Source organism: Streptomyces sp. NPDC059832 (genome assembly GCF_042731715.1).
Lineage (GTDB): Bacteria > Actinomycetota > Actinomycetes > Streptomycetales > Streptomycetaceae > Streptomyces.
Map to the genome: position 1 here is coordinate 53,758 of NZ_JBHWIY010000028.1, position 23,570 is coordinate 77,327.

At 67.8% G+C, this 23,570-nt stretch carries 20 protein-coding genes; 6 read left to right on the plus strand and 14 right to left on the minus strand.

Annotation, left to right across the window (positions count from 1 at the left end; genetic code table 11):
- Nucleotides 1–10: 10 nt before the first annotated feature.
- The 5 genes from ACFV8T_RS34335 to ACFV8T_RS34355 form a co-directional block, all read right to left on the minus strand.
- Nucleotides 11–259 (minus strand): acyl carrier protein, encoded by a 249-nt coding sequence (locus ACFV8T_RS34335; protein ID WP_385335236.1) that lies wholly within the window; start codon nt 257–259, stop codon nt 11–13.
- Between the two features lie 3 nt (nt 260–262).
- Entirely contained in the window at nt 263–1,096 is an 834-nt protein-coding gene (fabD, locus tag ACFV8T_RS34340) for an ACP S-malonyltransferase (protein WP_385335329.1), read from the minus strand.
- An 84-nt stretch (nt 1,097–1,180) separates the two neighbouring features.
- Nucleotides 1,181–2,110 carry a LysR family transcriptional regulator gene (locus ACFV8T_RS34345; RefSeq protein WP_385335238.1) on the minus strand — a complete coding sequence of 310 codons (930 nt, stop codon included), beginning with the start codon at nt 2,108–2,110 and terminating at the stop codon, nt 1,181–1,183.
- Between the two features lie 853 nt (nt 2,111–2,963).
- Nucleotides 2,964–3,668, minus strand: a complete 705-nt coding sequence (locus tag ACFV8T_RS34350) for a transposase (RefSeq protein WP_385335240.1) — start codon at nt 3,666–3,668, stop codon at nt 2,964–2,966.
- Between the two features lie 336 nt (nt 3,669–4,004).
- Nucleotides 4,005–4,589 (minus strand): TetR/AcrR family transcriptional regulator, encoded by a 585-nt coding sequence (locus tag ACFV8T_RS34355; RefSeq protein WP_385335242.1) that lies wholly within the window; start codon nt 4,587–4,589, stop codon nt 4,005–4,007.
- Nucleotides 4,590–4,674: 85 nt separating this feature from the next.
- On the opposite strand from ACFV8T_RS34355, the gene ACFV8T_RS34360 reads away from it, so the two are divergent.
- Complete coding sequence (locus ACFV8T_RS34360; protein WP_385335244.1) at nt 4,675–5,430, plus strand: class I SAM-dependent methyltransferase; 756 nt, start codon at nt 4,675–4,677, stop codon at nt 5,428–5,430.
- Nucleotides 5,431–5,898: 468 nt separating this feature from the next.
- On the opposite strand, the gene ACFV8T_RS34365 is transcribed toward ACFV8T_RS34360, so the two are convergent.
- The 5 genes from ACFV8T_RS34365 to ACFV8T_RS34385 all read right to left on the minus strand — a co-directional run bounded on the left by ACFV8T_RS34365 (nt 5,899) and on the right by ACFV8T_RS34385 (nt 11,929).
- Nucleotides 5,899–6,639: a carbonic anhydrase gene (locus ACFV8T_RS34365; protein WP_385335246.1), complete on the minus strand. Its 741-nt coding sequence runs from the start codon at nt 6,637–6,639 to the stop codon at nt 5,899–5,901.
- Nucleotides 6,640–7,102: 463 nt separating this feature from the next.
- The gene (locus tag ACFV8T_RS34370; protein ID WP_385335248.1) at nt 7,103–8,257 is read right to left on the minus strand and encodes a PP2C family protein-serine/threonine phosphatase; all 1,155 of its coding nucleotides are present in this window, start codon (nt 8,255–8,257) and stop codon (nt 7,103–7,105) included.
- Nucleotides 8,258–8,639: 382 nt separating this feature from the next.
- A complete protein-coding gene (locus ACFV8T_RS34375) occupies nt 8,640–9,131 on the minus strand; it encodes a DUF6328 family protein (protein WP_385335331.1) in 492 nt (163 codons plus the stop codon).
- Nucleotides 9,132–9,317: 186 nt separating this feature from the next.
- The gene (locus ACFV8T_RS34380; protein WP_385335250.1) at nt 9,318–11,132 is read right to left on the minus strand and encodes an APC family permease; all 1,815 of its coding nucleotides are present in this window, start codon (nt 11,130–11,132) and stop codon (nt 9,318–9,320) included.
- A 503-nt stretch (nt 11,133–11,635) separates the two neighbouring features.
- Complete coding sequence (locus ACFV8T_RS34385) at nt 11,636–11,929, minus strand: hypothetical protein (protein WP_385335252.1); 294 nt, start codon at nt 11,927–11,929, stop codon at nt 11,636–11,638.
- Between the two features lie 359 nt (nt 11,930–12,288).
- Here ACFV8T_RS34385 and ACFV8T_RS34390 point away from each other — a divergent pair, with 359 nt between their 5' ends.
- Complete coding sequence (locus tag ACFV8T_RS34390; RefSeq protein WP_385335254.1) at nt 12,289–13,122, plus strand: PIG-L family deacetylase; 834 nt, start codon at nt 12,289–12,291, stop codon at nt 13,120–13,122.
- A gap of 420 nt (nt 13,123–13,542) precedes the next feature.
- On the opposite strand, the gene ACFV8T_RS34395 is transcribed toward ACFV8T_RS34390, so the two are convergent.
- The gene (locus ACFV8T_RS34395) at nt 13,543–14,946 is read right to left on the minus strand and encodes a sensor histidine kinase (RefSeq protein ID WP_385335256.1); all 1,404 of its coding nucleotides are present in this window, start codon (nt 14,944–14,946) and stop codon (nt 13,543–13,545) included.
- On the minus strand, nt 14,943–15,641 hold the full coding sequence (locus ACFV8T_RS34400; protein WP_385335258.1) for a response regulator transcription factor: 699 nt from the start codon (nt 15,639–15,641) through the stop codon (nt 14,943–14,945). Before ACFV8T_RS34400 ends, ACFV8T_RS34395 begins: the two co-directional genes overlap by 4 nt.
- A 64-nt stretch (nt 15,642–15,705) precedes the next feature.
- Here ACFV8T_RS34400 and murG point away from each other — a divergent pair, with 64 nt between their 5' ends.
- From murG to ACFV8T_RS34415, 3 genes are read left to right on the plus strand one after another with little or no spacing between them, the layout of a single operon-like run.
- Entirely contained in the window at nt 15,706–16,893 is a 1,188-nt protein-coding gene (murG, locus tag ACFV8T_RS34405) for an undecaprenyldiphospho-muramoylpentapeptide beta-N-acetylglucosaminyltransferase (protein WP_385335260.1), read from the plus strand.
- Nucleotides 16,890–17,888, plus strand: coding sequence for a GDP-mannose 4,6-dehydratase (locus tag ACFV8T_RS34410; RefSeq protein ID WP_385335262.1), 999 nt, complete (start codon nt 16,890–16,892; stop codon nt 17,886–17,888). Before murG ends, ACFV8T_RS34410 begins: the two co-directional genes overlap by 4 nt.
- Before the next feature lie 31 nt (nt 17,889–17,919).
- Nucleotides 17,920–18,066 (plus strand): hypothetical protein, encoded by a 147-nt coding sequence (locus ACFV8T_RS34415; RefSeq protein ID WP_385335264.1) that lies wholly within the window; start codon nt 17,920–17,922, stop codon nt 18,064–18,066.
- Nucleotides 18,067–18,108: 42 nt separating this feature from the next.
- Here ACFV8T_RS34415 and ACFV8T_RS34420 read toward each other — a convergent pair whose 3' ends face one another.
- A complete protein-coding gene (locus tag ACFV8T_RS34420; RefSeq protein ID WP_385335266.1) occupies nt 18,109–20,022 on the minus strand; it encodes a LamG-like jellyroll fold domain-containing protein in 1,914 nt (637 codons plus the stop codon).
- 607 nt (nt 20,023–20,629) lie between these two features.
- Between ACFV8T_RS34420 and ACFV8T_RS34425 the strand changes: the two genes are divergently transcribed.
- Nucleotides 20,630–21,124, plus strand: a complete 495-nt coding sequence (locus ACFV8T_RS34425) for a DUF3995 domain-containing protein (RefSeq protein WP_385335268.1) — start codon at nt 20,630–20,632, stop codon at nt 21,122–21,124.
- Nucleotides 21,125–22,004: 880 nt separating this feature from the next.
- Here ACFV8T_RS34425 and ACFV8T_RS34430 read toward each other — a convergent pair.
- The gene (locus tag ACFV8T_RS34430; RefSeq protein ID WP_385335270.1) at nt 22,005–23,528 is read right to left on the minus strand and encodes an aldehyde dehydrogenase family protein; all 1,524 of its coding nucleotides are present in this window, start codon (nt 23,526–23,528) and stop codon (nt 22,005–22,007) included.
- Between the last annotated feature and the right edge of the window lie 42 nt (nt 23,529–23,570).

A 23,570-nucleotide genomic window follows, 5' to 3' on the forward strand; every position in this document is an offset into this window, starting at 1 on the left:
TCCCGTCCTTCTACTTCGAGGAGATCTTCTTCTGTATGAATGCGTCGATCGTGGTGAGTGTTACGAAGACGTTTTCGAGTATGTCCTCCGCACTGATCTCGACCGAGAACTCGGATTCCAGGAAACTCATCATCCTGACGTACCCGAACGAATCGATGACACCTGCCTTGAACAGGTCGGTGTCCGGTGTGATCACGTCGTCGAACTCGAAGAGGAAGCGTTCCTCGAGGTACTGCCGGATCTTTTCCGTCGTCGCCATATCTCATACTCCAACCTTGATTTTGTGCACCATCTGCGTAAGGGTGAAGCCCCCGATTTCGGTGAATTCGAGCCTCTCGTCGCCGTCGAGGAGCGCGCGGACGCTGTCGGTCCAGCGCACCGGGGCCACCAACTGCTCGGTGAGCATGTGTGCCACCTGCCCCGGCTCGTAGGGCCGGGCTGTGACATTGGAGATGACCGGTGTGGTGGGTTCGGAAAATCTGAACTGCCCGAGGAATGCGGCGAATTGCACGCGGGCCGGCTCCATGTACCGGGAGTGGAAGGGTGCGCTCACCCTGAGCGGCACGAAGCGGACGTCCCGGTGCTGCAAGGAGGCGTGCGCCGCGGTCAGTACGGGCGCAGTGGCCGCGATGGTCAACTGCGATCCGGTGTTGAAGCCGGCGATGTCGACGCCGTCGACTCCGTCCTCGGCGAAGATTTCCCGCAGCTGTTCCGCCGGCGTATCCATCACCGCGGTCATGCCGCCGTCGGAAGCCGCCGCCATCAGTTTCCCGCGCTTGGCGACCAGTCGCAGTCCCGTTTCGAAGTCGAAGACACCGGCCGCGAGCAGGGCGTTGTACTCGCCCAGACTGTGCCCCAGATAGAAATCCGCCGGCCGGTCCTCCTGGTGTACCCGCTCGAACGTGTGCAGCGCGTTGACGACGTACAGGGCCGGCTGCGTGTACTCCGTGCGGGCCAGCAAGGAATCCGGGTCTTCCGTGCACAGAGAAACGATGTCGTATCCCAGCACATCCGAAGTGAACTGCACAAGGCCCGGATAACGCCCGAAGACGTCGGCCCCCATTCCTTTTTTCTGACTTCCCTGCCCCGTGAACATGACCGCTAGCACGACACTCCTTCAAACTGCGATAACTTGTGCCGGGAAAATCATGGGTGGAAGCGTGCAAAATGCCGGTACTGGTCAGGCTGTCGAGTGCACGGCATGCCTTATCGAGATAACCGATCGAAGCATGTCCAAGAAGGCTCTACCGCGGCTGCTCATGACCAGATCGGGCATCATGGCGACGCCGAGTGACGAAGGGGGCAGGACATCGGCGATCTCGACTGCTCGGACGCTCCCTCCGTCGAAAGTCGCCCCGCTAGCAGCGCGTTGGTACATCAACGCGAACCCGGAGCCGGCAGCCACGAGGCCGCGCATGGTCTCCAGGCTCGTCGTCGTGATCACCTGCGGCATGCGGACGCCGGCGTTGGCGAGCAATTTATCGAAATGGCGGAGAGTGGCCGGGGTGTTCAAGGTGATGAGCGGTCGAGTGGTCAGTTCGTCCAGCCCCACCGAGTTGGCCCTGCCCAGTGGGTCATCGTCTGCCAAGAGGGCGTAGGCAGGCAAGTCGACCAGCGGGTGAAACCTGGAATCGCCCGACAGGAAATCGTATGTCACAGCTAATTCGCAGCGACCGTCCTGCAGTAAGCCCAAAAGGTGATCAGCGGATTCCTCATGGACGTTCAGTTGTAGCCCCGGATGTCGTTCTCTGGCCATCCGGTAGGTCAAAGGCAGGAGAAACGGGGCGATCGTAAAAAAGAATCCGACGTCGAGCTGTCCGACGGTTTCGCCCGCCAGGGCGTCGCCCCGTGCCTTGAATCCCTTGGCGTGCCCCAGCAATGCACGAGCCTCTCGAAGCAAGTGCCGGCCGCTGGGCGTGAGGGAGACGCCACGGGCATGATGACGGAGAAGCAACTGCACGCCAAGATGGCGCTCCAGCCGTATAACGGCCGCCGATACTGTTGACTGCGAGGCGCACAGCTTCTCTGCCGCCTCTGAAATGTTGCCCAGTTCGGCGGACACCACAAAATACCGCAACTGCGTAAGACTGAAGCCCAAGTGATCGGTCACAGTTCACATCCGGAGATCTTTTCCTGGAGTCTGACCATTCTGATTTTGTGTTCAGTGGTGAGCAGGTGGTCTCTTTGCCGGCAAGGGTCGGCCATCCTTGCCAGGGCGAACGGTGGTGCTCTTGCGATCCTCGGAGCGTCGAGCTCTCGGCCGCGTTCCCCGGTCGGTGTCCGGTGCTGTGTGCATCTGGATGACGAACAGGACGTTGCCGCAGCCGGATTGGCCGCGGTCTGTGAATAGTGATGGCGACGCTTCGGGAGGAACATGGTATTCGCGAGGGTGTACGAATCCGGGGAGGGTCCCATCTCTCCGTGACGGCATGACGGAAGTGCCACGAGAGCCGAACCCGGCAGTCGACCCGGTCGAGAGTGTCGTTCCGCCACCCTCATGGGGCTTTCGCATCCTAGAGCGCTCAACCTTCTCGACGCGCTCTACGATTTGGACAATCACCAGGTGGCCAAAGGTCATCATCGATGGCGGTGGTCGAGGGTCGACTGAGCACCCCTCACCGGAGTGCTCAGATGATTTTCCCCGCATGCCCGGACCGCTTGAAGGGCGGGCTCACCATTGACGATGCCCTCCCCCCGCGAACGCACCCCAACTTTCACCGGGAATCCACGTCCCGGCTGTGCGGCCTGTGCCGTCGGCCGGCCCGTCGCCAAGGATATTCCGGCCAGCCGCGCCACGCGCCGTCGTCGGGGCGGCTGGCCGGTAACCGCCGGTGTCCCCGATATCGTTTGGACAACTGGACGGGAAATGTGAAGTCCCGGCCCGGCCGGCCCCGCCCGTCGCACGCCCCTCGACGGCGTTGGCCGGGCAGCGCGGTCCACTCCGACCTCCCCTGCAGCGTCCGTCACCTCCCGAACGCTCCGGCCCCCTGGACCGGACGGGGCGTTCCGGACAAGGCCGGGAACACCGCAAGATCCCGGCTGGGCAGCCCCGTTCGCCTGCGCTCGTGAGCCCCGGCCCGCTCGGCGCCCGGCCTGGTGCCCCACCTGACGGACGAGATGGCCGACACATCACCGATGCCCGCGCCCAGGCCGTGGCCCTTGCCCAGCAGGGCATCCGCTACGAGACGCAGCCGGACGGCCGACCTGCCACGTCGGCAAACTGCTCTCCGTCTCCGCCGGTGCGGCCATGCCGCCGGCCGTTCCCGCGGTGATCGGCTTTTTCCTCTCCCGAGGCGTCCTCGCCACCGCTCCAGAAGGTCGGCGCCCGGAAGTGGGTCCATCGGCAGCGTCAGTCGATCGAGCTCGCCGAGCTCGCCCCGGGCGCCGGGTTCGTCGCGGACCCGGCGGTGGAGCTCGGCCCGCACCCCGGACTTCGTCCACTCGGCGAAACGCCGGTGAGCCGTCGGTCCGGACGGCGCTGACGGCAACTGCTGCAACGTGCAGCCCGAGGTGGCCACGCACATGATCGCGGCCGGCACCTCCCGGTCACCATGCCGGCTCCGGCCACCGCTCCGAGGCCGCGACGGTGGCTCCGGCATCACCCGCTGGAACAACTTCTGCAACGCGTCCGGCGCCGGCCGCTCAACGATCCCCACCACGACCGACATCGCACCGAGTCCGCCGATCGGGATGACCTCTCAACGGTGTAACTGGTGTGGTGGGTGAGTCCGATGCGGGCTGCTGAGAGGCGCCCGTCGAAGGTGAGGTCGAACGCCTGGAGGGCTCGCTTCCAGCGGCAGTTCCATCGTTTGCGGCCCTTACCGGCTCGGTGGGGGCGGTGAGGACAGGCGTGAGTGCCTGTCCTGGCCTAGGTGATCGGTCATCTCACCGTCAAGCGCGGACTCCAGCAGCCGCGTGATGAGCTGCCGGAGCAGCCCGCCCTCGCCGGTCACAGGTGCAGTTCTCCATGATCGGATTCACACCGTTCTATTCACACTTCCTTCTCATGACGTGGCCGTCCGATGGAGCACGGTGTCGACGATGAGGTCGATCTCCCGCGGACTCGGTGGCTCGCCGGTGAGCAGAAAGGTCTGCAGTATCAGAGCGGGACCGGTGCGAGCGGCCAGCGGGTGCACGATCTCAGGGCCCAACTCGCCGCTGCGCATGCCCTCATGCAGGATGGCTTCGATGCGCTCAAGACGCGGCGCGATGACCCTGTCGGCGAACATGGCACGCAGGTCCGGCTCGCGCAGCAGGTCGACGATGAACTCGATGCCCGGTACGAGAGTCCTGCCGGCCAGCACACCACTGAAGGCGGCGAGGGCGTCGGTGAGGTTTTCCCGGGTCGAGTGCTCCGGGTCCGGCTCGGGCAGCGGGGGCAGGGCGTAGCGCAGGGCGTCCAGAACCAGTGGTCGCTTGCCGGGCCAACGCCGGTAGAGCGCGGCCTTGCCCGTGCCGGCACGGGCGGCGATGCCCTCCATGGTGAGTCGGCCATAGCCGTTCGCGGCGAGCTCGTCGAGCGTCGCGACATAGATCGCGTGTTCCAGTTCCGCACCTCGGCGACGGCCGGGTGTTGCGCTCTCTGTCATGGATCCAATAGTAGACGCTGGCGTTCCTTTCTGCCTATAGTGGCTTTAGTGAACAACCCCGTCTACTAGAAGAGGTGAGGGTTGGATGGCCGATCTGCATCCTGCGCGTGACCACCAAGGCAGCCGGGAGCCGGCGCTGGATTTCGAGGCGGTGTACCAAGGGCGCGAGATCTCCTACGGAGCGGACGACCGCCGGTCGGACCTGATCCCGTGGGCACTGGACGCTCCCCAGCCGCTGGTCGTCGAGCTGGAAGCGGCGGGCGAGATCGCCGGCCCGGTTCTGGAATGCGGCTGTGGGCTCGGGGACAACGCCCTGTTCCTGGCCGGCCGCGGCTACGAGGTGACCGCCTTCGACGCCTCGCCATCCGCGATCGAGCGCAGCCGGGCCAAGGCCACCGCCGCCGGCAGCCCGGTGACCTTCACGGTCGCCGACGCGACGGAGCTGCACGGCATCGGTGTCCCCGGAGGCTTCCGCACTGTCGTCGACAGCGCCATGCTGCACTGCCTGGACGCCGATCAGCGGCGGGTGTACCTCGCTGGGCTGCGTCGGGTTTGCGCGTCCGGTGCGAGGCTTCATGCGCTGTGCTTCCGCGACGAGTTGGCCGCTCGCCTGAAGATGCCGGCCAGCATGGACGAACGCAGCCTGCGCGAGGCTTTCCGTGAGGACTGGACGATCCGGCGCATGGAGCCTCGCCATTACAGCACCGGTTTGACCCTGCAGGCATGGCAGAACTTGGCGCCCGCCGTATCGGGCGGCCCGGAGCGAGACGACGCCATGGCCGTCGACCAGAACGGCAGAGTTCTGCTGCCGTTCTGGCAGATCACCGCTGAACTGACCTGATCGGCCACAGCCGGGCGGGGTCTTTCTCGGCGTGTCCGAGGAAGCACCCCGGCGCCGGATGGGCGGTCGCCTGGAGTGCCGGTCGGTTGCGAAGCGCTGACCAGCATGGAGGGGTGCCGACGGGGTGCGGGGGAGTGGCCTGGCGGGTAGTGCCGTGCGTACTCCTTGGACTTCCGCCAGTCGGCGCGGTTCCTTGAGGCCGGTTCCGCCGGTGAAAGCCACCGGCATAGACGGGCCTGCGCAGTGGATCGGAGAAGTGTGCAGCCTGCGCCACAGGTGCCGCCGGCTGTCCGTCGTTCTGCCGGTCTCCTGCTCAGGAAGCCGTGCCTCCGGGAACCTCGGGAAGGTGGGTGCGGTACACCAACTCGTCGGGGGTCGGGGTGCCGGATGACCCTGGCCGGCCGCCAGACGGCGTCGTACGACATGAGTCCGTGGCCCAGGCGCGTCGATCCGGTCCGTCCGCGGGGTCTACGGCCTGGTGGGCGCGCCGGCCAGGACTTCCACCTTGCCTGTGTCGAGCGAGTAGTAGGCGCCGGCCACGGCAAGGGTGCCCTTCGCCACGAGCGGGGCCAGGTCCGGGTTGGAGCGCAGGTCGGCCGCGGTCAACTCGACCTGCGCGCGGGCCATGGTCTCGACCGGATCGGAGCCGCCCTCCCGGACTGCCTGCTCGTAGGCCGGCCGCAGGGCCCTGACGATCGCATTCAGGTTGCCGGGGAGTGGCTTGCCGTCGCGGATGGATTTGTAGGCTGCCGCGACGGCGCCGCAACGCTGATGCCCGAGGACCACGATGAGCGGAGTGCCGCTCGTCATGGGCCCGTACTCGACCGACCCCGTGACCACCGGGCCGACCGCCTCCCCTCCCGTGCGCATCACGTAGAGGTCACCCAGTCCGGTGTCGAAGAGGAGTTCCGGCGGCACCCGGGAGTCGATGCACGAGAGGATCGCCCCGAAGGGTTCCTGCTTCTGGGCCACGAACTCGCGTCGGTTCGGATCCCGGTCGGGATGCCGAAGGTCTCCGCTCACCCAGCGTTCATTGCCGTCCATCAGTCTCGCGAATGCCTCGGTGGGCGTGCTCGGCCGCGCGTTCGGCGAAGTGCCGGCCGCCAGGGGTGTGGCGCTCGTCGATGAGCACCCCGTGAGCGCGACCGAGGCGACCACGAGTCCGCCGGCGAGCAGTGTTCTGCGATCCGGATGTTCTGATCCGCCCATCGGCGCTGTTCCCTTCAGTCCGCTGAGATGGGTCCGTACATCTCGACCAGGGCGATTGTTCAGCGTTGTGTGGGAGCACGGCGACAGGCGCGAGCGGGTGCGGCCCGCTGTGCCACCGACGGCCCACAGAACCGGCTCGGGCGGCTGAGTGCCTGATGCGCGTGCCGAGGACATGCGGGTCCAGCGGCTCCGTGCTGTTCTCTCCGTGCCCCGGCCCGTCGGCAGGCGTAGCCGCAGCAGGCCGGACCTTGCTGCCAGGTTGTGCCGTCCATCGGTTGCTCCGCCCGGATCACCTTGCCCTTTGGCGTGCAGTGAGTGCCCCAGCGGTGCGTCATCTGCGGGATCGGGAGGCTCCGGGGGCGCTGAAGATCTTGCCTATTGTCAGGTTCACGCCAGATCACCGGACGTCAACCGGTATGAACCGATGCGAGGCGGGCGCGATTTCAAGATCTTCAGGGCATTTCTATTCGGGCAGGTGGTAGATGGCGAGGGCCGCGGTGTCGTCGTGGAGGTGGTTGTTGCTGTAGATGAGGAGATCGTGGTGGAGGCGGTCGAGGAGTTCCCGGGGCTGGAGAGGGCCCCAGGAGAGGACACGTCGGCGGAGGGGGTAGAAGGCTCCGCTGCGGTCGCGTGCTTCGGTGACGCCGTCGGTGTAGAGCAGCAACTGGTCGCCGGGGCCGAAGGGGTACTCATCGACCCGGTAGGCCTCGGTGAGGTGCATGCCCAGGTTGAGGGGCGGTGCGGGGTCGGCCGTCTCCAGTTCAGTGACCCCGTCGGAGCGGATGAGGAGGGGTGGGGGGTGGCCGCAGTTGACGATGCGGACCACGTGGCGGCGGGGGATCTCCGCGAAAACAGCGGTGACGAAGCGCTCGCCCACGTCGTTTCCGGCCAGGCGGGCGGCTCTGCGATTCATGCTCGTCTCCGCCCGGCGGGCAACGGCGGCGAGGTCGGGCTCGTCGTGGGCGGCCTCGCGGAAGGCGCCGAGGAGGGTGGCGGCCGTCTCGACGGCGGGGAGTCCCTTGCCGCGGACGTCGCCGATGACAATGCGGAGTCCGTACGTGGTGGGGACGGCCTCATACAGGTCACCGCCGATGCGTGCTTCCGCAGCGGCGGACAGGTAGAGGGTTTCAACCAGAAGTGGGCCGATGCGGTGCGGGACCGGGCTCAGCAGGACGTGCTGCGCGATCTCGGCCACGAAGCGCACGTTGGCGAGGGTGCGTTCCCGGCGCACGCGGTGGGCGGCCAGGAATGTTCCGAGGACGCCGACCACAGCGGTGCTCAGGTAGGTGGCCACGTAGTGGCGCTCCCACACGTAGGTCACCGGGCGGCCCGCGCAGCACGGGGTGCCGGCCAGGACTCCTTCGAAGGTGATCGCGAACACGGTGACGGCGGCGACGGCAGCGGGGCCGTGGGCGAAGGCTGCGATCACGGGGAGGGCGATGAGCAGGAAGCTCACCGGCCACTGCACGGGCGTAAGGGGTTCGAGCACCAGGATGCCCGCGACGTAGAAGGCGGGCAGCCACCGCATCCACGCGGGCGCGGGCGGCACCTGCGGGCCCCCACCGCCGGGCGGCGCTGCCCAGCCACTCGCCGCCCCGGGGCGGCCCGGCCACCTCACTGCTCACTCCGTCGCAGAGCGAGCGGCGCGAGCGTGGACGCTGCCCAGTCGGGGGACGAAGCCGCCGTGTGGGCCTGCATGCGGACGTTGCTCCTGGCGGCTCCACTCAAACAGCCTGTACACGCGGGACTCCTGGCACATGATGTGGGCAATACGTCCATCCTGCTGCCCCGCAACGCTTCGGGCCGACCATTGCTCCAGCCAATGGCATGTCAGGACCTTCGCGCGGGGGGCTCTATGCCCTTCGGCAAGTCCGGGGTGGTCGCGCGGCAGCTGCCTCGGGCAGGCCTGATTCGTAGAAGGTGCCGTCGCGGGGTGTGGCGGACAGGACGCTGACGCGGTGGCGGGCGAGGTGGAGGGGGGCCTGGGTGTTGGCGTCACGTCAAGGGCGGCGCAGCGCCCGGGGCAGAACGAACCGAAGGCCGGCGAACGTGGCGGACGTGGCGGCGGCGATCGTGAACGCGGCGGTACGGCTGAGAACGACATTCATGAGCAGCAAGACAGCGCCGTTGAGCGCGAGGGCGAGAAACACCAGTCCGACTTCGGCGAGCCGGGCGGAAAGAGCGACGATGCGGATCTTGGCGCCTTTGTGGAACAGGCCGCGATGCAGTGCGACCGGGGTCGCGAGAACCGCGGAGGAGACCACGGTGAGCAGCAATGTGACGACATAAGTATTGCGCTCGAAGGCGTCAAGCTGTGGAAACCTGCTGGTGAAAGCCACACCGAGAAGAAAGGCGAAGACGATCTGCACACCGGTTTGAACGACCCGCAACTCCTGTAGAAGCTCCACCAGGTTTCGGTCGGCCCGCTCCTCGGGTGTCTCGCGGCTGAGTGGACGCGGGCTGCTATTCGGCTGCTTGGGCACGTATTTCATTGTCTCTGCCAGTGGGGCCGCCGTGCGGCTCATCCGAGCCGGCACTGTCATGCGTCACGCCCGGTTTCTCAGCGTGCTTGACGCAATGTCAATGCGGCGGCACGCTGCGTGTTCATGGCGTCAACTCTGTCGTCCTGGCCACCGGAGCACCGTCATTCTGGCTCTCAACTTCCTTCCGGCCCCCCTTTACAGACTCAGCCGGTACGGGAGGAGGCAGACGACGACATCGGTACGTGCTCGCAGCGTGGTGGCCAGCAGGATGCCGCGCTGGTTCTGAAGGATCTTGTAGCGGCGGTGGCGCGGCTCGACCTCCGGGATGAGAACGGCGATCTGCCGTCCTCTCTCTGCCTCCCGCCGGACGTACTCGACGACGGGCTGCACCAGCGAGCGCTGCGGGCTGTCGATGATGTCCAGACGTACCTCCGGATTCCAGCGCATCCAACTCTCCCTCAGGCTGTGGACTTCGGCGGGATCACTGTGCACGGCGACCGCGACGACCTCACCGCCGAGGGCGCGGGCCGCCGTCAGCGCATACTGGGTGAGCTTGCTGACTTCGCCGACCGGCACGATGACCAGGGAATCGGTGTGCCGCACCGGCGGCGGGATCTCGCCGAGCCCGAGTTCCGCGCCAACCACTGTGTAGTAACGCTGGACACGGGCGAACAGCAGCATCAGCAACGGCACCGCGACGACCACCACCCAGGCTCCTTCGAGGAACTTGGTGGCCAGCAGGACCAGCAGTGCCACGGCGGTCAGCACCGCGCCGACGCCGTTGAGCACCGCACGCCGGAGCCAGCCGGGCGGCCGCTGCCCCGCCCAGTGCCGTACGAGCCCGATCTGGCTGATCGTGAAACCGATGAACACGCCAATCGCGAACAGCGGGATCATCCGGTGCGTGTCGGCGTTCACAGCGATCAGCAACAGCGCCGCGAGCAGGGCGAGTGCCACCACGCCCCAGCGGTACACCGGGCGTTCCGTGCGCAGCCCGAAGAGGTGAGGCAGCCGGTGATCCCTGGCCAGCAGGCTCATCAGGACGGGCAGGCCGCCGAAACTCGTGTTGGCGGCGAAAAGAAGGGCCAGGGTGACGACAAGGTTGGTCGCGTAGTACGCCCAGCCCGTCCCGTACGAGCCTGCGGTCAGCTGGGCGAGGACGGTCACACCCTCGCGCGGGGCCACATGGTCGCGGCGGATCAGCACCGCAAGGCCGATCAGCATCAGCCCGAGCAGCGCGCCCAGCATCAGCTCGGTGCGCTGCGCCCGCTTGACACGGGGCTGGCGGAACGCGGGCACCCCGTTGGCGATGGCCTCCACTCCGGTCAGCGCGGAGCAGCCGGAGGAGAACGCCTTCAGAAGCAGCAACAGCCCCAGTGCTTCGGTGGCATGGACGGGGTGTGCACTGCCGACGACGGCCGCAGGGTGGTCACGCAGCAGTCCCAGAATGACGATGCCGAGGATGCTCACGATGAACAGCATGGTGGGCAGCATGAGCACCCGGGCGCTCTCGGCCACTCCCCGCAGGTTCACTGCGGTGAGCAGGGCGAGTCCGATGAGACAGACGGCGAGCAGATGCTGCCCGAACCAAGGGAAGGCGGAAGCGAGACTTGCGGCGCCAGCGGCCAGGCTGACGGTCACGGTCAGCACGTAGTCGACGACGAGGCTGGCCGCTGCGAGCAGACTCGGTGTGGGGCCGAGGTCCTTCTTCGCCACTGCGTAGGCGCCGCCGCCGTCCGGGTGTACGGCGATCACCTGGCCGTACGAGACCACCAGCACGGCAAGCAGAGCGGCGATGACCAGCGTCACCGGCAGCGTCGCGGTCAGCGCCCCGGTTCCGGCAGCGATCAGGACGAGCACGATTGCCTCGGGTCCGTACGCGACCGAGCTCAGCGCGTCCAAGGACAGTGCGGCGAGCCCCTCGATGCTGGTCAGGTGGTGCTTGTTGCCCTCTCCGTGCTGCAGCGGAACTCTCGGCCGCAGCTCTCGGCGGGCAAGACCGTACGCCATGGGAAACCTCGCGGTGCAGGGTGCGGGAGCTGTCCAGGGACAGTGTGGCGGGACCACTGTGGCGCGGGACGTCAAGGACGCGCCGAGGCTTCGCGTCGATCGCTCAGAGAGCCGTCAATGCGGGGGTATGACGCTCGTGGCACCCCACACCGACGGTCGCCCTTCGGGGACGTGCCCGCGGACAGCAGGTTCGCAGTGTCTTCGCTGCGGTGAGGCGCGGCCGCGGCGTGCACCCCGGCATCGAGGCGTGCCGATATGCCCTCCGACAGGTGGTCGCTGCGCGGACTGGCCGTGAAGCACACGTCGCGCGGACCGCTGTCGTGGATTGCAGTTGACGCCCGGCATGGAGTGGAGCGAACAGTCGCGCGGCGCTGACGCTTGCCTGGCTCGGCGGCTGCGTACACCTGCTGCCCAGTTCCGGTTCAAACGGGCCTACGCATTCCACGGCACCGTCACAACCGCAGCCGTCCGACTGCGGCTCCGGGGCTGAGGCACCTGCTGTCTCAGTCCCCGAGGAACCACAGATACAAGTGTTGTCCGTCGAGAACGGTCTGGCCCAGCTCAAGGAGCTCGCGCGCGAAATCGTCGGTTAGCACGCCCGGAGGCAGCTGCGGTATCTCCTCCAACAGGGTGGACACCTGCCGGTGGTTGAAAACGGTATCCGCGTACGGCAACAGGTGCCCCAGCATCGGAAACACCGACTGGTCCAGGCCGGCCAGCTCGGGACCCCAGACCACACCATGCTTGGCGCGGACCTCGATCGTGCCGCTCTCGCCGCGTACCTGCACATTAATCATGGCCAGACCTTATTGACCTCGTGATCCGCCGGACAGTTCCTGGTCGCTGCCCGTGGAGACAGCTGCCGGGAGTCGTCGCCGACCTCGCAGCGCAGGATGCAGGTCCGCAGAGGCCGACGTTGCGCCGAGACGTTCAGATCGCGCCTGTACCTCGTTCGCGTTGAAATTCCGACGCCTGGAAGACCAATGGGCTGCGCCGGGAACAGCCGGTCGGGCCGGTACGGTTGCATCGACCGAGGAATCGGCGCCGCACGGGCGGAGACCACAGGGCCGGCCGCCCCACCGGGGTCCGGGCTCCAAGATCGCGGCGCGCCCGCCGAGCACTCGGACCAAGACGTATTTCTGTGGAGGAATGTTTCATGACTGACCGGCCGTTGACGCTCATGGCAGTGCACGCTCACCCCGACGACGAGGCGACCGGAACCGGAGGGGTCCTCGCGCGGTACGCGGCGGAAGGCATCCGCACCGTTCTCGTGACATGTACCGACGGTGGTTGCGGTGACGGAACGGGGGGCGTCAAGCCGGGCGATCCCGGGCACGATCCGGCGGCCGTCGCCTCGATACGCCGCCAAGAACTCAAGGCGAGCTGTGATGTCCTGAAGGTCAGCGATCTGGAGATGCTGGACTATGCCGACTCCGGGATGACGGGCTGGCCGAGCAACGACGCCCCCGGATCCTTCTGGCAGACCCCCGTGGAGGAAGGCGCTGTCCGACTTGCGGAACTCATGCGGCTCTACCGACCCGATGTGGTCGTCACCTATGACGAGAACGGCTTCTACGGCCACCCCGACCACATCCAGGCCAACCGCATCACGATGGCGGCGCTGGAGATGATCGCGCTGACACCGAAGGTGTACTGGACGACGATGCCCCGCTCGATGATGCAGCGGTTCGGGGAGACCGTGCGCGAGTTTCATGAAGACATGCCGGAGCCGGATCCTGCCGAGGCCACCGCGATGGCCGAGATCGGCCTCCCCGACGATGAGATCACCACGTGGGTGGACACCACCGCATTCAGCGGTCAGAAGTTCGATGCGCTGGCTGCGCACGCCAGTCAGGGCGAGAACATCTTCTTCCTCAAGATGGGCAAGGAGAAGTTCGGCGAGCTGATGGGCATGGAGACCTTCGTACGTGTCAAGGACGCCACCGGCGCGGCCGTACCCGAGAACGATCTCTTTGCCGGACTGCGCTGATCCCTTTGTCCGACCGGGGCGCGGGAAAGCTCATCGGCCGCACGGCGCGATCGAGCGGGACAGCCCTTAGCAGGGGCTTTGTCAGGTGGTGTCGTAGGGCTGCCATGCCTGCTGCTTGCGGAAGTCGGCCAGCATCAGCTTGCCCACGAGGTCGTCGCGTGTGCGCTCGGGCTGACGTGACTCGGTGGAAGGAGGCCGCGCAAGCCCACGGCGAGCGGTTCACGTCAGTCCGTCCAGCATGCACCTTTGTTGAGGTCTCGCACTTCAACGATCCCGACTGGCTCGTCGAGGTAGAGCTCGACGCCGTCCTCGAATAGGTGGTGAAAGTGCTGGTCACAGCCCTTCGTCGGTGATCGCGGCGAGGACGATTGCTTCGCAACGCAGGGCGGGATCTCCACATTTCGGGAACCGGGGACGTCGTTACTTCGGTGGCAGGGCCAGCCGGAACAGCGCGCCGCCGCCGGGCGCCCGGTGTGCCGTCAGGTCGGCGCCGTGGGCGCGGGCGATCTGGCGTGCCATTGCAAGGCCGAGGCCTGAGCCGGGCAGTGAACGGGCCTGTTCCGCACGGTAGAAGCGGTCAAAGACATGGGGCAGGTCGTCCTCCGCAATGCCGGGCCCGTGATCCCGCACCGTCAACTCGGCTGCGCAAAGAGCGACTTCAACGGGAGCGCCCGGCGGGCTGAACTTCGCCGCATTGTCCAGAAGGTTGGAGATGAGCCGAGCGAGGCGGGCGGGGACGCCGGGCAGAGTCGCGGAGTCATCGGCCACGTCCAGCCGGAAGAGGGTGGACGGCCAGTGCGTACGGGCCGTGTCCACCGTGTACGCAAGCAGCGGAGCGAGCCGGACGTCCTCGACCAGAGGGGTGGGCTCCTCGTCCCTCGCCAGGTCGATCAGGTCGTTGACCAGGACCGACACTTCGCGGATCTGCCGGCCGAGCGCGGCGGAGGCGCGATCCCGCTGAGACATTGTCAATCGATCCCCTCTGGCCAGGAGTTCGGCGTTGGTACGCAGTGCTGTGAGCGGGGTGCGCAACTCGTGGGAGGCATCGGCGACCAGTCGGCGCTGGGCCGTCACGGACTGCTCCAGCTCGCCCAGCATGATGTTGAAGGTCGCCGCGAGGCGGGTCACCTCGTCCTCCTTGTCGGGCGGGCCGGGCGGAAGCTCGATGCGGTGGCTGGGGTCGCGGGTGGCCGCGATGCGCTCGGCGGTGGCGGTCAGGCGGGCGACAGGGGCCAGGCCCGTCCGCGAGACCCAGTAGCCGAGGACGGCGGCCATCACGATCCCCGCCGCACCCACGGCGCCGAGCAGCCAGGCGGCCTGGCGCACGCCCCGGTCCACGGTGTCCGAGCGCAACGCCACCTGCAGCGCCTTGCCACTGCCGAAGGCGGTCGTCAGTATCCGGGCCGGGTGGCCGTCCGAGAGGCGGATGTCGCTGTAGTACGGGCTCCGCCTACCCGAGGCGACCTCGCGCACCGGCTGGGTCACGGGCAGGAGGTAGCGGGCATCAGGGTCCTTGGCCGGGGCGGCCGGGACAATCTGGGTACAGGCGGGAGCCGACAGGAAACGGCACTCGCCGGAAAGCACGCCGGGGCCGGCGCCACGGTTCTGCTGGGTGGCCAGGGTCGCCGACTGGGTGAGGCTGAGTTCGAGCTGGTGGTAGAGCTCGTACCGGATCACGAGGAACGCACCCGCGCAGACTCCGGCCGCGACCAGGGACACGGCGGCCGAGGCGGCGAGAGCGAGGCGGGTGCGCAGGGGGCGGTGGCGGCGCCAGCGCGCGCCGAGACGGTGGGTTCCGCGTGGTCGGCCGAGCCCCGTACTCACGGCGCGTCCAGGCGGTAGCCGACGCCGTGCACCGTGTGGATCAGGCGCGGTTCGCCCTCCGCCTCCAGCTTGCGGCGCAAGTACCCGACGTACACGGCAAGCGAGTTGGAGTCGGGCCCGAAGTCCTGGCCCCACACGAGTTCCAGGATGAGTTCGCGTGGGAGAACCTGGCCGGGGTGGCGCAGGAACAGTTCGAGCAGAGCGAACTCGGTGCGGGTGAAGTCGATCGCCCGCTCGCCCCGGCGGGCGCTGCGGCTCACCGGGTCGATGGTGAGGTCCGCGTACGAGAGCTCCGCCGCCCCGGATGTCGGCTCGGGGGCCGAACGGCGTAGCAACGCCCTTACCCGGGCCACAAGTTCGTCGAGGGCGAAGGGCTTGACCAGATAGTCGTCGGCGCCCGCGTCCAGGCCATCGATGCGTTCGCTCACCGAGTCGAGAGCGGTGAGAACCAGGAGCGGGGTGCGGTCGCCCATCGCACGCAATCGGCGGCAGACCCCGAGGCCGTCCAGGACCGGCATCATCACGTCGAGCACCACCGCGTCGGGCTGCCAGCGGGCCACCTCGGAGAGCGCCGCCAGACCGTCGGGGGCGCCCCGCACCTCGTACCCCTCCACAGCGAGGCCATCCTCGATGGCTGCCCGCACCTCGGGCTCGTCGTCGACGACGAGAATCCTGACCGTGCGCGAAATGCTCATGGGTAAAGCGTGCCAAAGCCGGCTCTTAGAACCCTCTTAAGACACCCCGCGAAGCTCTCGACCCATGCGCACACCATCCTCAGCAGTACGCACACCACTCTCCGTGGTCATCGGAGCGGGCGGCACCGGCGGGCACATCTACCCCGGGCTCGCGCTCGCGGAGGCGCTGCGCCGGGCCGTCCCGGACGCGGTGATCTCCTTCGTCGGTACGACGCGGGGGCTGGAGACCGAGCTGATACCCGGTGCCGGGTTCCGTCTCCACACCGTCGACATGATCCCTTTCGACCCCTCTCTCGGCGCCAAGCGGTACCTGCTGCCCGCCGCACTGCTGAAGGCCGGCGCACAGTGCCGGGCCATCCTCAAGGCGCAGCGCGCCCAGGTCGCCGTCGGCATGGGCGGCTACCCGAGCGCGCCCGTCATCGTGGGCGCCCGGATGGCCGGACTGCCGAGTCTCATCCACGAATCGAACGCGGTGCCGGGCCGTGCCAACCAGTTCGCGGCGCGCCTCACTCCGCATATCGCGGTCGCCTTCGACCGCAGCCGTGCACATCTGACGGGCGGCGAGGACGCCGTCACCACCGGGATGCCCATCGCCGCTGCGATCGCCGCCCTGGACCGGAACACGATGCGGGCCGAGGCTCGGCAGGCCCTTCAGGTGCCACCCGGTGCGCGCCTCGTCCTCTTCAACGGCGGCAGCCTGGGCGCGGCCCGGCTCACCGAGGCCGCGCTCGGGGTGGCGACACGCTGGCGCGGGCGTGACGACGTACACCTGCTGATCAAGACGGGCCCGGCCGCGCTCGACGAGACCCGGCGCCGCCTCGCCCCGATGCCGCCCCGGCTGGCGCGGGCCGTGCCGTATCTGGACCGGATGGACCTCGCGTACGCCGCCGCCGACCTGGTGGTGTGCCGGGCAGGATCGGCGACCGTCGCCGAACTCGCCGCGACCGGGGTACCCGCCGTTCTGGTGCCCTACCCGCACGCGCCCGGCGACCACCAGACACACAACGCCCGGGTGCTCTCGGACGCGGGCGCCGGTCTGCTCCTTCCCGACGCGGAGACCACCCCCGACCGACTCGCCGCGCTCCTGGAACCCCTGCTCGCCGACCCCGCCCGGCTCGCCACGATGAGCGGAGCCGCCAACCCCGGCAGCCATGCCAGGGCCGCCGACCTGCTGGCCGCCAAGGTCCTCGAACTCGCCTCCCACTGCACCTCCCACCTCGCCCCGCACACCAAGGAGCACAACGCCGCATGAAGTCCCAGCTGAACTGGAACAACCGGACCGTCCTCGTCACCGGGGCCGAAGGCTTCATCGGATCGACGCTCGTCGATCTGCTCGTCGAACTCGGCGCGAACGTACGGGCGTTCGTCCACTACAAGCCGTACGCCGAGAAGGGCAACCTGGCCCATCTGATGTCCCACCCCTCGGTGGAGACGATCGCGGGCGACGTGCGCGACGCGGGCCGCGTCTCGGACGCCGTGGCCGGCTGCGACACCGTCTTCCACCTCGCCGCGCTGATCGGGATTCCGTACAGCTACGACTCGCCGGGCGCGTACGTGCAGACGAACGTGGTCGGAACCGAGAACATCGCCGAGGCGTGCCGGCGCCACTCCGTCCGGCGACTCGTCCACACCTCCACCAGCGAGGTGTACGGAACCGCCCTGACCGTGCCGATCGACGAAACCCATCCGCTGCAGCCGCAGTCCCCGTACTCCGCCTCCAAGATAGGCGCCGACATGACGGCACTTTCGCACCGGCACGCCTTCGACCTGCCGGTCACGGTCGTGCGGCCCTTCAACACGTACGGGCCCAGGCAGTCCGCGCGTGCCGTGATCCCGACGATCCTGGCCCAACTGCATGCCGGCGCACGGGAGATCAAGCTCGGCTCGCTCACACCGACCCGGGACTTCACGTACGTCACGGACACGGCGCGAGGGTTCCTGGCAGTGGCTGAGTGCGACCGGGCGCTCGGCGAGGTGGTGAACCTGGGTTCCGGGCGGGAGATCTCGATCGGCGATCTGGCACAGGCGCTGATCACGGCCTCGGGGCGGGAAGCTTCGGTGGTGGTCGACCCGGCGCGACTGCGACCCTCGGGCAGTGAGGTGGAGCGGCTGCTCTCGGACAACTCCCGGGCGCGGGAGTGGGCGGGCTGGCAACCGGAGACGTCCCTCGGGGAGGGGCTGAAGTCCACATCGAAGTGGGTGGCCGAGAACCTCGCCCTGTTCGCACCGGGCCGGTATCAGATCTGAGGGGCTGAATCTGCGCGCCCACCGCCTTCGGTTGGACCGCCAACTGGGCCGCACGGCCACGGTGCTCAGCACCACCGGGATCTCGTACGCCGTCGCCGGCTTGGCGACAGCACGAACGTTCAGGTCGATTTCCTCCGGGCTGGAAGACGTCACCGTCGAGTACTGGCTCGGCTGGTAGTCGATCAGCGCGAGTGGCTGTGGTCATCAACTGACCGCCCGGTCAGTGGGAGGGCGGAGTCGGGAACGTCATGAAGTCCCGCACGTGCAGGGGGCGTTCGACGATTCGGATGTCGCCGATCCAGCCGTGCATCAACTGGTCGAGCCTGCCACCGTATTCATAGGCGCCGAGCAGCCAGGGCAGACCTGCGGTGGCGAGACCGGTGGTGCGGGTGGCGGGGTTGCGGGCGACGACGCAGCCGTCGACGTACATCGTCGTGTGTTTGCCGTCGTTGACGACCGCAACGTGCCACCACCGGTCGCGCGGCAGCTCATGGCTCCAGTTGGTGACGGCTCCTGGCTGGTTCAGCGGCGCCGCAGCCCACTGGAGCCCGGGGCCGTCCGACACGGAGAGGGTGGCGACGGGCTCGTCCAAGTCGCCGGATGTCTTGCCCGCGGCCCCGAGCGTGCCCCGGCGGCCGAGTACGGCGCCCCAGGCATTGCGTCCGGCGTCCCAGTCGGCGGGGAGACGGAGGAAGGCCTCGATGGTGTAACCGGATCTGAAGGTCTTGGTGTTGAGCGGTGCGTTGTTCTCCGTACGCAGATACGCGCCCCGCAGCGGCGGCTTCGAGCCGTCGAAGTAGAGGCTGCCGTGGCCGGGCTGGTCGGGGTGGTGGCTGGTGGACCAGCGCAGCGCGTCGGGCGCGCTTCCGGGCACAGCTTCGCGCACCAGGTCGTTGCGGTGCCCGGACAGGTCGGGGATGCGCAGATCGGCGGCGGCGGAACCGTCCGGGTGCGCGGGCGAGTCGAAGCGCCAGTAGACGACGGTGCCCGGTATCAGCAGCCGCTCCGCCGGGCGGGGGCCGCGCACCGGCACGGGCGCGAAGCCGGCGAACCGCTTCTCGAAGTCGATGGGGACGGCGAACCGGTCCTGCGGGCCGGTCAGCTCGATCTCGCCGCGCTCCAGTTCGTTGAGCCGCTCGCCCGCCCGGCCGAGGATCCACGGCGAGATCGTCTCCACGTCGATGGTGTTCCTGGCCAGGTCGAAGCGGTAGAGGCGGATCATCGCGCTGCCGCCGTAGTAGCGGTTCTGGTAGTTGGTGAGGTGCAGATGGACGTCGTTGCCCGCGGTGTTCTTGCGGGTGGTGCGCCCGGCGGGCCAGTAGTGGCCGTTGAGGGTGAGGAAGATCTGGTCGTGCCCGGCTATCAGCTCCTTCCACAGATGCTCTCCGTGGTCGGAGAATTCGGCCTCGTCGCCGTCCGCGTCGGCGTACACCAGCTCGTGGGTGGTGAGGACGACCGGCGTGTTCGGGTGCTTGGCGATGACGTTCCGGGCCCAGGTGAGGGACGCCGCCGACGGCCGCCAGTCGAGCGCCAGCACCAGCCAGTCCCGCCCGGCGGCGTGGAACACGTGATACGTGTTGTAGCCGTCCGGGGTCGCCCCGCCGAACGTGGGCAGCTGCCGCATGCGCCGCGGACCGAAGGTGTCCAGGTACGGGGTGCGGCCGCGCCCGTCGTCGGTGGACGACTTGATGTCGTGGTTGCCCGCGACGACGCTGTAGCCGACCTGCCGCCGGTCGAGCAGCTCGAAGGCCTCGCCGATCGCCTCGAATTCGTCGGCCCGGCCGCTCTCGGTGAGGTCGCCCAGATGGGACAGGAACACGAAGTTCTCGTCGCGCCCGTGATCGAGGACGTAACGCAACGAGGCCTCGACCGGGGCCTTGTTGATGCTAGCCCCGTCGAAGAGGTACTGGGTGTCGGGCATGACGACGAGCGTGAACCGGGGGCTCTCCGGATCGGGTCGCCAACGGGCCGTGGCGGCACCGGCGTTCTGCTGGGGGAGAGCCGCGGCGGGGGTGGCGGACACGAGCCCCGCGGCCGCGGCGGCGGCACCGGTGAGCGCGGCGGCCCGCAGGAACGTACGACGCCCGGCGTCGGGCAGGAGTGGTCCGTCGGGCTGGTGAAGGGGGCTGCACATGGAGTGTCTCCGCGAGGACGATCGTCGGGGGTGATCGTCTGCAAGCTAGCCGGGGGACCGGAGGAGGAATGGCCCGCAAGGGCGACATCCGGGCGAAGACTCCATGAACTGCCCGCTCCGGGGCCAGGGGCAGGGAGGTGAGGTGGTGGGGCACCGGCGCGACTCCAGAACTTGACAGACGTCCCGCTCCTGGTCGGTATTCGAGCCCATGACGTCCATGCCACAGGATCGAACGGACATCACGAACAGCACAACTCACGGTCGGTAGAGCGAACTGGCGTGAAGGCAGGGGTGGCTGAATTTCAGCCCTTCAGGAGGTGGATTGCGGCTTCCGGTTCTCTTCTTTCGGCGGTCAGCGTCTCGGGCCTGTTGTTCGAGACGCCGATCGCTGGGCGAAAGCGTCACGTGACCATTGAGCCTTCTTCATCCTCGGCGTGAGGATCTGGAGGGAAGACGGCTATGACCAGAGTGCTGACGAGGGTCGTGCTGATTCCGGGCTCATCCAGGGACAAAACTGTCGTAGTTTCCCTAAGGGCTGTCTGGTGGGTGTGCCGGTTTCTCAGCAATGCTGGCGGCGGCGTGTCACGGCAGTGGCATGCTCCTTGCCATGTATGAGGATCCGCAGGACAAGACAACGCCGGGGTTGTGGGGGCGTATCGCGTGCGCCTGGGCGGTCGCTTTCGCCGCGCTTCATCTCTTCTGGGCGCTGGGCGGCAGTTGGGGCCTCAGTGTCTCGGCGGGGCCCCTGGCCGAGGAACGCCCCGGGTGGTTCGTGGCGGTGGGTTTGTGGGGCGTGGGGTTGCTGTGCCTTGTCGGCGGTGTGCTGGGATGGCTTCTCGCCCGGCCGCGGCCTCGTGGCCCGGCAGGACGGGTGGTCAAGGCCCTGGGCTGGTGTGCCTGCGCTGTGCTGCTCATACGTGGCATCGCCGTCGAGGTGCTGCTGCTGACCGACGCTGCGGGCTCGGAAATAAACGTAAGCCCGGCACAGCGGCTGTGGACGCTGCTGCTGTGGAATCCCTGGTTCCTGGTCGGTGGTCTCGTCTTCGGCTTGGCCGCACGGGGGTCCGGAAATCCGGTGGGCCCGAGTGGCGGCGCCGCCTGACGGTGCCCCGGGGCGCGCGAAGAGGGTGTCCGAGATCGTTCTGTGACGAATGAACTGGACACCCCACTGACGGCACTGTATGTGAAGGCCGATGACGAGCTGGAGGCGGAGCGGTGGATGGGCCGCCTGCCGCAGTTGAGCGATGCCGAACTGGTCACGCTCGCCATGGCCCAGACGCTGCTCGGCTTCTGCTCCGAAGCACGGTGGCTGCGGTACACGCGCAAGCATCTCGCCGTGATGCTCCCGTGCCTGCCGCAGCAGTCCGGGTACCACAAGCGTCTCAAGGCCGCGCTGCCGCTGGTCAAGGAGGCGATACGGATGCTCGCGGTGGACACTGACTTCTGGTTCGACGACCACTGGATCGCAGACTCGACACCTGTGGAGTGCGGGCGTTCGCGACCGACGATGAAGCGGTCGGAATGTCCGGCTGGGCCGGATACGGGTACTGCGCCTCGCACGCGAGGATCTTCTGGGGCCTGGTCACCGAGCGGCCCGGACTGCTACTCATCGCGGACAAGGGTTTCGCCGCCAAGGAGTTCGAGATGGACCTCGCGATGCGAGGGGTCAACCTGCTGCGGCCCTGCTGCATGAGCTGGAGATATACCTCCCGCTCACGCAGTAGACGGCCACCGCCCCCGGGTTCCCGGTTCTCCCGGATCTTGAAGTCCATCGCACCCCTTGAGCTGGGGTGTTGCGACGACCACCAGAACGGAAGGGCCGTGAGTGGGGCTTGGCCGTGTACGGCCCGGAACAGCTGGTCACAGGTGGGGCAGCAGTGGGAGGTATTGGGACGAGGGTTACATTTCGACTGACTGCCCAGAAGTGTGCTTCGAAGGGCGCCTGACCGGAAATACCCTGGTCAGGCGCCCCTTTTCTGTGGCTAGAAGAAGCCCAGTTTCTTCGGCGAGTACGAGACGAGCAAGTTCTTCGTCTGCTGGTAGTGCTCCAGCATCATCTTGTGGTTCTCGCGGCCGATCCCGGACTGCTTGTACCCACCGAAGGCCGCGTGCGCCGGGTACGCGTGGTAGCAGTTCGTCCAGACCCGGCCTGCCTGGATGGCGCGGCCCGCCCGGTACGCGGTGTTGATGTCGCGCGTCCATACGCCGGCCCCGAGGCCGTACAGCGTGTCGTTCGCGGTCCTGATCGCGTCGTCGAAGTCGGAGAAGGACGTGACCGCCACGACCGGGCCGAAGATCTCCTCCTGGAAGACCCGCATCCGGTTGTCGCCCTCGAAGATGGTGGGCTGGACGTAGTAGCCGCCCGCCAGCTCTCCGTCGTACTCGATCCGCTGACCGCCCGTGAGGACCTTCGCGCCCTCCTGCTGACCGATGTCCAGGTACGAAAGGATCTTCTGCAACTGGTCGTTGGAGGCCTGCGCGCCGATCATCGTGTCCGTGTCCAGCGGGTGCCCGGCGACGATCCGCTCGGTGCGGGCGATACCGGCTTCCAGGAATTCGCCGTACAGCCCGCGCTGGATCAGTGCGCGCGACGGACAGGTGCAGACCTCGCCCTGGTTGAGGGCGAACATGGTGAAGCCTTCGAGGGCCTTGTCGCGGAAATCGTCGTCCGCGTTCCATACGTCGTCGAAGAAGATGTTGGGCGACTTGCCGCCGAGTTCCAGGGTCACCGGCTTGATGTTCTCGGAGGCGTACTGCATGATCAGCCGCCCCGTCGTCGTCTCGCCGGTGAAGGCGATCTTCGCGACGCGCGGGCTGGAGGCGAGGGGCTTGCCGGCCTCCGCCCCGAAGCCGTTCACGATGTTGACGACGCCCGGCGGCAGTAGATCGGCGACCAGCTTCAGCCACACGTGGATGGAGGCCGGGGTCTGTTCGGCCGGCTTGAGGACCACCGCGTTGCCCGCCGCGAGCGCCGGGGCCAGCTTCCACGTCGCCATCAGGATCGGGAAGTTCCACGGGATGATCTGTGCGACCACGCCGAGCGGTTCATGGAAGTGGTACGCGACCGTGTCGTCGTCGATCTCGCTGAGCGAGCCCTCCTGGGCGCGCAGCGCACCGGCGAAGTAGCGGAAGTGGTCGATGGCCAGCGGAATGTCGGCAGCCAGGGTCTCCCGCACCGGCTTGCCGTTGTCCCAGCTCTCGGCGACGGCCAGCTCCTCCAGATGGGCCTCCATCCGGTCGGCGATCCGGTTGAGGACACCCGCGCGCTCGCCGGCCGCCGTGGCTCCCCAGGCGGGCGCCGCAGCATGGGCCGCGTCCAGGGCGAGTTCGACGTCCTCGGCCGTTCCGCGGGCGATCTCGGTGAAGGGGCGGCCGTTGACGGGGCTGGGGTTCTCGAAGTACCGACCGCGGGCGGGCGGTACGTACGCGCCGCCGATCCAGTGGTCGTAGCGGGACTCGTACGAGACGATGGCGCCCTCGGCTCCCGGCGCGGCGTAACGGGTCATCTCTTTGGCCTCCCGGATCCGGTGCCGCCCGCCATTGGACGG

Bases quoted from the DNA above. Each gene is read 5' to 3' on its own strand.
- ACFV8T_RS34335 (WP_385335236.1), bottom strand. From the start codon at position 259: ATGGCGACGACGGAAAAGATCCGGCAGTACCTCGAGGAACGCTTCCTC.
- fabD (WP_385335329.1), bottom strand. From the start codon at position 1,096: ATGTTCACGGGGCAGGGAAGTCAGAAAAAAGGAATGGGGGCCGACGTC.
- ACFV8T_RS34350 (WP_385335240.1), bottom strand. From the start codon at position 3,668: ATGTCGGTCGTGGTGGGGATCGTTGAGCGGCCGGCGCCGGACGCGTTG.
- ACFV8T_RS34355 (WP_385335242.1), bottom strand. From the start codon at position 4,589: ATGACAGAGAGCGCAACACCCGGCCGTCGCCGAGGTGCGGAACTGGAA.
- ACFV8T_RS34360 (WP_385335244.1), top strand. From the start codon at position 4,675: ATGGCCGATCTGCATCCTGCGCGTGACCACCAAGGCAGCCGGGAGCCG.
- ACFV8T_RS34365 (WP_385335246.1), bottom strand. From the start codon at position 6,639: ATGGGCGGATCAGAACATCCGGATCGCAGAACACTGCTCGCCGGCGGA.
- ACFV8T_RS34375 (WP_385335331.1), bottom strand. From the start codon at position 9,131: ATGAAATACGTGCCCAAGCAGCCGAATAGCAGCCCGCGTCCACTCAGC.
- ACFV8T_RS34380 (WP_385335250.1), bottom strand. From the start codon at position 11,132: ATGGCGTACGGTCTTGCCCGCCGAGAGCTGCGGCCGAGAGTTCCGCTG.
- ACFV8T_RS34385 (WP_385335252.1), bottom strand. From the start codon at position 11,929: ATGATTAATGTGCAGGTACGCGGCGAGAGCGGCACGATCGAGGTCCGC.
- ACFV8T_RS34390 (WP_385335254.1), top strand. From the start codon at position 12,289: ATGACTGACCGGCCGTTGACGCTCATGGCAGTGCACGCTCACCCCGAC.
- ACFV8T_RS34400 (WP_385335258.1), bottom strand. From the start codon at position 15,641: ATGAGCATTTCGCGCACGGTCAGGATTCTCGTCGTCGACGACGAGCCC.
- murG (WP_385335260.1), top strand. From the start codon at position 15,706: ATGCGCACACCATCCTCAGCAGTACGCACACCACTCTCCGTGGTCATC.
- ACFV8T_RS34410 (WP_385335262.1), top strand. From the start codon at position 16,890: ATGAAGTCCCAGCTGAACTGGAACAACCGGACCGTCCTCGTCACCGGG.
- ACFV8T_RS34420 (WP_385335266.1), bottom strand. From the start codon at position 20,022: ATGTGCAGCCCCCTTCACCAGCCCGACGGACCACTCCTGCCCGACGCC.
- ACFV8T_RS34425 (WP_385335268.1), top strand. From the start codon at position 20,630: ATGTATGAGGATCCGCAGGACAAGACAACGCCGGGGTTGTGGGGGCGT.
- ACFV8T_RS34430 (WP_385335270.1), bottom strand. From the start codon at position 23,528: ATGACCCGTTACGCCGCGCCGGGAGCCGAGGGCGCCATCGTCTCGTAC.